Annotated in this window: 1 protein-coding gene; it reads right to left on the bottom strand. The window is 55.7% G+C overall.

Annotated elements, in window-relative coordinates; translation table 11 throughout:
• Positions 1–129 precede the first annotated feature (129 nt).
• Positions 130–1,374 carry an IS110 family RNA-guided transposase gene (locus PBA01S_RS22470; RefSeq protein ID WP_016310842.1) on the bottom strand — a complete coding sequence of 415 codons (1,245 nt, stop codon included), beginning with the start codon at positions 1,372–1,374 and terminating at the stop codon, positions 130–132.
• Positions 1,375–1,771: the final 397 nt, after the last annotated feature.

The following is a 1,771-nucleotide window of genomic DNA, read 5'->3' as shown; positions in this document are numbered from 1 at the left end:
TGGAAATTTCCCGTGCCTGTTGAGCGCGGAGTCACGAAAAAAGGGCGCATCAAACCAAACCCAGCCAAAAACCATGTCAGATACCAGATTTTTACTGGGAATTCGTGAAGGACTAAGGCAAAGGAGGCGTTAATCCTTGGCGCTATTCACCTTCCTTCGAGGCGTGTAGAGTTGGCCGCTGCGTAGCAGCACATCGACCAGACGCACGAGTTTTCTTGCCGTTAAGACGAGGGCGCGTTTGTGTTGATTCTTGGGCACTTCGTGATACTTCTTCCGGTAATATTCACCGAATTCTTCATCGCGCATCCTAACCGAGTTGGCAGCTTCAACGAGGTAGTAGCGCAGGAATCGGTTGCCGGATTTGATGCGGGCGGTGTCCTCCGCCTCGAAGACGCCGGACTGGTGCCTGCGCCACGTCAGACCTGCGTACTTGGCGACGGCGGCTTGATCCTTGAACCGTTCAATATCGCCGAGTTCGCCGAGCAGACCGGCTGCATAGACTTTGCCGATGCCGGGCACTGACAGCAAGCACTGAGCGCCTTGAATGCCGTCGAGGACCCGCTCGATCGCTTTGTCGAGATCCTTGAGCTGCTTCTGGATGCTGCGGATGGATTCGATGGAGGTGCCGAGCACCAGGTCAATCGAATCCTCCACGACCTTGGACAGCCGATAGGAGGCGCGGGCAGCTTGCTGAATGCAGCGGGCGACCCGCTCGGGATCGGGGAAACGATTGCGTCCCTTGTCCCGCAGATAGTCGGCCAGATCGGCCACGTCCATCTCGGCGATGTCATCGAGGCTGAACTTCTCGGAGAGCATCTCCATGAGCGCATGGCCAAACACGGAGCTGTCGACCTCGGTTGTAAACGCATTGCACTTGTAGAACAGGTTCTGCAAGAAGTACTGCTTCTCGCGAGCCAAGTTATGGACCAAGTGGAAACGCATGCGCGTGAGGCGTTGAAGGGCGACATACTGCTCCTGCATGACGATGGTGGTCGTCAGGCGGCCGAAGCGCAGGCGATCCGCAATGACCCAGGCGTCGAGCCGGTCGGTCTTGTCCATATCCGCATAGGCTTCTCTGAACTTGCTGATGAGCTTGGGGTTCAAGGTGAACACCTTGGCCTTGCGCTCTCGAAGCGCTGGATCCTGATGCAGGTACATGGCAGGGTGCCAGCTGTAGACGGAAGTGGCTTCCAAGCCGATGTGAATCTCGGTGACGGCCAACTTGTCCGCTGCAGCGACGATTTGGTCACGCAAGTGCGAGGCGCCATTCAAATTGTTTTTGACGGTGAGTGTCTCAAGCTTGTCACCGTCAGCGTTCATGAAACACGCTTCGAGCTCTTGCGAGCTCACGTCAATACCGACAAAAAGCTTCAAGTGAAATTCCTCCTTTCGCTAGGGATTCAGGGAATGGACGCTCCGGGATGCCTCCGGCGCACGCGCAGATCTATCACCCTCGCGTATGAGGACACACTTCGGGCCATGAGCTGCCCCGGATCTGCTAAAACCGGGCATGGGATGCCGAAGGGAACAGCCAGCGGGTAAGAAGCTCAGACGCGTACCGGAGAAACAGACTTAAGGAGTAGACGATGCTACTGGAGGCAGAAGGATTTCCCCGAATGGACCCTACGTTCCATTGTCCAGAGGCATACCGGAAAGTCCAGTCCCTGATGGAATTTTCAAAGAACAAGCTGGAAATTTGGAGGCTGTTTTCCATCCCCCGGGGGGATGGAAATGAACCTAAAAGAGCTTTTTAAAGATACTATACGAGGAG

This window comes from Paenibacillus barengoltzii NBRC 101215, assembly GCF_004000745.1.
Taxonomy (GTDB): domain Bacteria; phylum Bacillota; class Bacilli; order Paenibacillales; family Paenibacillaceae; genus Fontibacillus; species Fontibacillus barengoltzii.
This window is presented reverse-complemented; position numbering and strand designations above follow the sequence as displayed.